Annotated in this window: 7 protein-coding genes and 1 pseudogene; 1 reads left to right on the forward strand and 7 read right to left on the reverse strand. The window is 69.4% G+C overall.

Annotation, left to right across the window (positions count from 1 at the left end; translation table 11 throughout):
* The 4 genes and pseudogenes from Manayef4_RS23750 to Manayef4_RS01970 all read right to left on the reverse strand — a co-directional run.
* Positions 1 to 295 (reverse strand): annotated as a pseudogene (locus tag Manayef4_RS23750) (hypothetical protein); the annotation flags it as partial.
* A complete protein-coding gene (locus Manayef4_RS25565; RefSeq protein WP_070130441.1) occupies positions 292 to 576 on the reverse strand; it encodes a hypothetical protein in 285 nt (94 codons plus the stop codon). The gene Manayef4_RS25565 and the pseudogene Manayef4_RS23750, both read right to left, overlap by 4 nt.
* Positions 573 to 875 carry a hypothetical protein gene (locus Manayef4_RS24690; RefSeq protein WP_070130442.1) on the reverse strand — a complete coding sequence of 101 codons (303 nt, stop codon included), beginning with the start codon at positions 873 to 875 and terminating at the stop codon, positions 573 to 575. The genes Manayef4_RS25565 and Manayef4_RS24690 overlap by 4 nt, the downstream gene beginning before the upstream one ends.
* Entirely contained in the window at positions 868 to 1,209 is a 342-nt protein-coding gene (locus tag Manayef4_RS01970; protein ID WP_070130443.1) for a DUF397 domain-containing protein, read from the reverse strand. Before Manayef4_RS01970 ends, Manayef4_RS24690 begins: the two co-directional genes overlap by 8 nt.
* A gap of 331 nt (positions 1,210 to 1,540) precedes the next feature.
* Here Manayef4_RS01970 and Manayef4_RS01975 point away from each other — a divergent pair, with 331 nt between their 5' ends.
* Positions 1,541 to 2,950, forward strand: coding sequence for a hypothetical protein (locus Manayef4_RS01975; RefSeq protein ID WP_070130444.1), 1,410 nt, complete (start codon positions 1,541 to 1,543; stop codon positions 2,948 to 2,950).
* 503 nt (positions 2,951 to 3,453) lie between these two features.
* Here the strand turns inward: Manayef4_RS01975 and Manayef4_RS01980 are convergent.
* The 3 genes from Manayef4_RS01980 to Manayef4_RS01990 form a co-directional block, all read right to left on the reverse strand.
* The gene (locus Manayef4_RS01980) at positions 3,454 to 3,846 is read right to left on the reverse strand and encodes a hypothetical protein (RefSeq protein ID WP_070130445.1); all 393 of its coding nucleotides are present in this window, start codon (positions 3,844 to 3,846) and stop codon (positions 3,454 to 3,456) included.
* On the reverse strand, positions 3,846 to 4,151 hold the full coding sequence (locus Manayef4_RS01985; RefSeq protein WP_035913665.1) for a hypothetical protein: 306 nt from the start codon (positions 4,149 to 4,151) through the stop codon (positions 3,846 to 3,848). Before Manayef4_RS01985 ends, Manayef4_RS01980 begins: the two co-directional genes overlap by 1 nt.
* 526 nt (positions 4,152 to 4,677) lie before the next feature.
* Positions 4,678 to 5,502, reverse strand: a complete 825-nt coding sequence (locus Manayef4_RS01990) for a toll/interleukin-1 receptor domain-containing protein (protein ID WP_139139958.1) — start codon at positions 5,500 to 5,502, stop codon at positions 4,678 to 4,680.
* Positions 5,503 to 5,872: the final 370 nt, after the last annotated feature.

Genomic DNA, 5,872 nt, shown 5'->3' on the forward strand with positions numbered 1-5,872 from the left:
TGTCCACCCCGGCCGCCACCCGGTCCCCGTGGATGTACCGGCCGAGCAGAAACGCCAGCCGGGTGTTCCCCGGCGGGCAGGTCCGGGGGTGCGCCGTCACCGTGGCCACCCCGTCCTGTGCCGTGGCCGCCACCGCCGCGGGCAGCAACGGCCCGTCCTCCACCGGCCGGACCCTCACCTGCACAGCGCGGTTACAGTCCACGTCCAGCACCGGCCCGGCCAGAAGCAGCCCGTCGCCACCGGGGAGCTCCACGTCCGGAACGTTGCCGGCCTGCACGTCCCACAGCCGGGTCACCGTGTCTCCCGTCCCGACCGGGCGCCACCGTGGAGCAGACAGCCCAGCCGTGGTGCCGCCGGCCCGTCCGGCAGCACTCCCCAGCGGGTTGCCGTGCACGAGGTCCGCCCGATCGTCCACGTCACCCGTACCAGCAGGTCTTCCACCAGAATGGGCAGTTCCACCACCGGTTCCCCGGCCCGGGCATGCGCCCACCGGTGCGCCCGGTCGAACTCCGCCCGCGGAAAGCTGGTGATCAGTACGCCGTCGCCGTCCAGGACCAGCAACGGCCATCCGGTCACAGGATCACCACCGGATCATCCGGCCGGTGCAGCACCAACGCCGGCACCACCAGCCACTCCCCRTATCCGTGGGCACGGGCATGCCGGTCCGCGTCCCGGGGGGTGGCGAAGTAGCCCACCACCCCGTCCACGTCCCGCTCCGGCCCGTCGACCACCGCCACCACCCACACCGTGGCCGCCTGATCCGCCCCCGTACCGGCCAGGATCCGCGACCACGCCTCCGACCAGCCCGGGTGTTCCCCCCGACCAGCCCTGGCACCGGACATCGCCCCGCCCCCGGCGCAGGCCTGCTCACCCATCACCGGCCCCCGCCCCGGCAGCCGGGGGAACCGGCACCGAGGGAACCGGCAACGCCGCCAACCGGGCGAACCCGAACTCACCSCGACCCACCCCGGCCAGGAACACCGCCCACTCCCCGGCCTCGAACAGCAACCCCGCCCCCGCCGGAACCCGGCCGTGCCGCACCGCCACCCCCGGGGCATCCAGCAGCCCGAGCACGCCGACCGGCACCGCGGCCACCTCCACCGCCCCCAGGCCAGCCCGCGCCGTCCGCCACCAGGCCAGACGATCCCGGCCCCGCACCGGCACCTCACACTCCAACCGGGCAAAGTGCTCGTCCTCCCACCGGCCCACGCCAGGACCCCCCTCGTCTCGTGATCRCAACAAGGTGGCCCCGGGCAGGCCCCACCCCCGTGGAACAGCCCGCCCGGAACCGTTCACGGCGCCCGCCGAGGACACGAAGGCCAACCCGACCAGAACCGCCGGGCATCACTATCGGCCACCGAACCAGGCATCACAGTGACCGTCGGGGCGCAGGGGAACGCCGCCACCATGACGGCACGGCACGGCATCCGCATGCCATCCGTGCCTTCCTGATGCCATCCCGTGACATTCGAGGYCGGCGGTCGGAACATGGCACCTGACCAGGACCTCAGACCCCGCCAGACAGTCGGAAGGACCGCTGATGGCCCCGCCCCGCAGCGACACGATGCTCGCCCGACTACTTCATGATCGGAACTGGAGTTGCGACGACTTCCGCCGTGTCTTCGACACCACCGCCCGCACACTCAGCCGGGAAAACAACGATCTTCGGGTGCCGGGGCCACTCAGCGACCGGCAGGCGAAACGGTGGATCGCCGGCCAGGTCGCCACCAGGCCCTATCCGGCGGCATGCCGGGTGTTGGAGGAGATGTTTCACGTTTCCGTGGAAGATTTGCTGACCCGGAATCCCACTCGCTACCGTGAGACACAGGCCGTAGCCCCGCCGCCCGTGCTACCACGTCCCGTCATGGTTCCCGCTCAGGCGGAGCCCGGCAGCGGGCCGCCCCGCGAGGAGGTGAGTCCGTCGCGCCGCCGTGACCTACTCGGCACCGGCATCCTTCTTGCCGCCAGCACCGCCACGACTGGCGCCACCAGCCGCGCCGCGCAGATCTCCCGCRCCATCGCCGCGTCCACCCCGGACCCCCTCAGTGTCGCCCAGCTCCACCAGGGCATCCAACGCCTCACCCAGATTTACGCCACTACTCCGCGTGGAGACCTTCTCGGACCTGTCGAACAAGCGTGGGATGACGCCGAAGCCCGCCTTGAAACCCGTGTGTCCGGCGCCGACCGTCGCGATCTCGAACTCCTCGCCGGCCAATACGCCTTCTACCGTGGTCGACTCGCCTTCGACATGGGCGATGACGACGGCGCGTTGACGTTCTTCGTCCTCGCCGCTCAACACGCCCAAGCAGCCGGTGACCCACTACTTACCGGATCGGTTGCCGCCATGCGCTCCGCCGTGGCCTTCTTCGCCCGCGAGTTCGAAACCGCTGCCGACATCGCCGCCCAGGCCCAGCCGCAGGCGCACCCCTATATCGTCCCGATCCTTGCCAGCGCACAGGCCCGCGCCTACGCCCTCACCGGCCGCGAAGACGAAGCACTAACCGCCTTGCGGACCATGCGCGACCACGTTTGGAGCGGCTCCCTTCAACCCGGCCCCTCACCCATCGATGAGGAAGCAGGCAAAGCCTTCACCRCTGTAATCCTCGGCTACCTTGGCAAGGGCGACGAAGCCGAGCCGCACGCCCGCGCGTCGTTGGCGATGCTCAGTGGAACCGGACGGTACGTCAGCACCGCCGGCACCCATCTCGCACTCGCACGGGCCTTCATCCACCGCACCCACCCAGACCCCGAACAGGCGGCAACCGCGGTCAGCGCGGCCATCGTCACGATGGGTGGTAAAGAGATCCATCCCAGGACCGTCACCAGAGCTGTGACAATCTGGCGACGCCTCGTGGCCAACCCCGAGTGGGCACGGCTCGAACCCGTCCGCGACCTGGGCGAACAGGTCTCATCCGAGCGCCGTGCGCTCCCAGCAGGCCCAACCATCTAGATCGTCGCCAAAGTTCTCTACCCCGTCAAGGGCGGCCTTCGGCCGCCGCGGGGGGCCTGCCGCACGCGCCGCGCGTCGCCGTGCGCGCCGCGCCTACGGGATCGCCACACCCGGCCGGGGCCCCGCCTCCCTCCGGTCGGCACCCCGGCCGGAGCGTCGCCCCGTGGGCCCGTCGGCCCGTCGGCCCGTCGGCCCGTCAGACCCCCCGCCAGGGGGTCCGTGACGACCGTGACGATCGGCGGTCAGGGTGCCGCTGGTCCACGCGGATGGTCGACGGGTCGAGCGAGGTCCGGCGAGGGTAATGCCGTTGCTGGTTGTTGGGGCTCCGCCCCAAACCCCGGCCCTCACTCTGGAGGAGGGGGAAGGCGCGGCACGTCCGCTGATCGCCTCCGCCGCCCGACCGACGGAGGAGATCAGCTCAGCCGGGGCTCTGTGAAAGATCAAAACCCGGGTCGGGTGGCGTGGAAGCCCCCGAACCCGGGTTTGMTCAGCCGTGGGTCAGGTCATGCCGCGAGCGGTGTCCGCTGTTCCTCCGGGTCGAGCAGGGAATCGGCGAGGGCACGGCCGATCGCRTCGCCGGTGTCGAGGGGTTCGCGTGCGACCAGCAGCCGCACCCCCGTCCGGCGCAGCAGGCCCAGGACCGCCATCCGCCCGGTTTCGGTGGCCGCGAGCCGTTCCASCGTGTCGACCACGACCACGCCGTACGCCCCCGACCCGACGAGCCGGACGACCGCCGACCAGGCGTGCGGACCCGACCCGATCTGACGGACCGCACCTCCGGCCTGCCAGCCGCGCGCCGTACATGCCACCGCGAACACCGCCCGCTGGTCTGCCAGGTCGCCGTAGCCGCCGGCATCCTGACGGATGAAGTGCAACGCCCGCAGCGAGCCCGCCATCACCGGCCCCCGTCCCGACGATGACCACCGGGCCAGCCGTTGATCTGCGAGTAGTACCACTGGCTCGCCGCCGACCCCGCGACCGTCAGCGAGTCCCACCAGCGCGCCGCCACGTCGTACGGCATGTCACTGGCCACGCTCACCCGCACCCCGGCCGGAAGCAGCAGGGTCGGACGCATCACCGAGAACCGAGGWCCCGGCATCGGAAGATGCACATCCGCCGACTCCGCCGGATGCACCTGGAGATCCACGCTCGTCACCGACCGGTTACCGCCACCGATCGGCCCATATGGCACCATGGCCATGGGTTCCACACTCCTGTTCACGCAGGATTTGGGATCAAGGCCCGGAGATTGGTGCTGGTAACACCACTCCGGGCCGCCCTATTCACTTACCTTCCACCATCCATAAGACCCTGAAGATCCACACCATGCAAGCATTTCGCGCGGATGGGAATGTTTCACAGGAAACGCCCACGCCGTTTTTTGCCGGCATGGTCACCGTTTCCTGCCTCCATTCATGGAATGGCCGTTCGTGTCGTCGGACCCCATGCGGGCAGCCCCGAGGTGCGGAGCGAGCGCCAGACCAAGGGCTGGGACGGAGAGCCGGACCGAGCTGCGAGCGAGGTTCGGCGCCCAGTCGGCCCGACCGTCGGGCGGCATCCCCAGAGACTCCAACCAAGTACTACGGTCGCCACCTGTATGGATCGCCGCAGGACGTCCGCATCCACTTCGGTTCTGTGTCGCAGATCACGGTGTACTTTCGGTTCTGCGATGAAGATCCCGAAAGCGCAAATACACCCAGCCGGGGGGCATCTTTTCCGAATGATCACTAACGTCCGAGATGCCGCTTTCCAAGCCGATCCAGGGTCCAGCCGAGCGCCATGGCGGTCGTGAGGGTATTGGTGTGGTCGGGGCCGAGGGTGGCGCGTTGGCGGGTGAGGGTGTCCTCGAACAGGGTGCGTGCCGCGGCGTGCTCGCCAAGGTTGCCCAGGGGCGACCTGAGCAAGTTGGCGGTCGCGAGGGTGTGGGTGTGATCGGGGCCGAGGGTGCGGCGTTGGTGGGCGAGTAGATCTTCGGTGCTCTGCTGGTCATGCGGGTCAGGGGATGTGTCGGTGGGTGCGGGTTCGTTTGCGGGGAAGGCCGGTTCGTGGGTTGGTGGGTTCGGTCGGTGTGTGGGGAAGTTGGGGGGTGTGGTGGGTTTAGCGCGTCCGGTGAGGGTGTGGCGGACGTGGTCGAGGAGGTGTCGGCCGGCTTTGTCGGCGTCGTGGTGGAACAGGTCGATGGAGACGACGGCGCCGAGGAGTCCTGGCCGTGGGCAGTCTTCGACCCGTACCGGGAGGAGTTTGCGTTTGAAGCCGTGAGGGTCGGCGGCGTGGGCGGCTTGCCATTCGGCATGGCCGTAGATCGAGGTCAGGTAGGCGCCGGAGAGTACGGCGAGGGTGTGTCGGGCGTGTTGGACGCCTTGTTGCATGCGGATCTGCCAGTTCGATCCGGGGACGAAGTCCCAGGCTTGGACGAGGACGCGGTAGCCGTCTGCTTCGAGCTGCCAGGAGATCCACTCCGCCCATTCGCGATCAACTGCCGTGTACGAGACGAAGAAGTCCCAGTCCGGATCGGAACCGGTCGCGTCGTCCGTGTTGCCCCCGTCGGTCACCCGGCCAGTGTGCCACCGGCACAGACCGCGTCAGGTCGTCCTACTACGGACTCCGCGGGCCCCCGAATCTGTGATATAGGACACGGTGTACTTTCGTTTGCGCGACGATACGCGGCAGTTGACACCTCGGCAGGAAGAACAGYCGCCGCGCGGGACGCTGAACGACGGCACCTGCCCGACTCCGCTGGACCGCCCCGGGGGGATCCTTATCCTCCCGCCCCGAGGCCTCCGAGGCCCTCCCACGTCCGGGGAAGGGAGAGCCGGACGTGAGAAAGACGCCCGGATACCAGGGCTCCGTCAAAGTCTGTTTTGGCTGGTCAGGGCGATGATCTGGAGGACGAGCCCAGGGTCTCTGATGGTGGCTCGGCGG

It is taken from the genome of Frankia sp. CgMI4 (assembly GCF_001756285.1).
GTDB lineage: Bacteria > Actinomycetota > Actinomycetes > Frankiales > Frankiaceae > Frankia > Frankia casuarinae.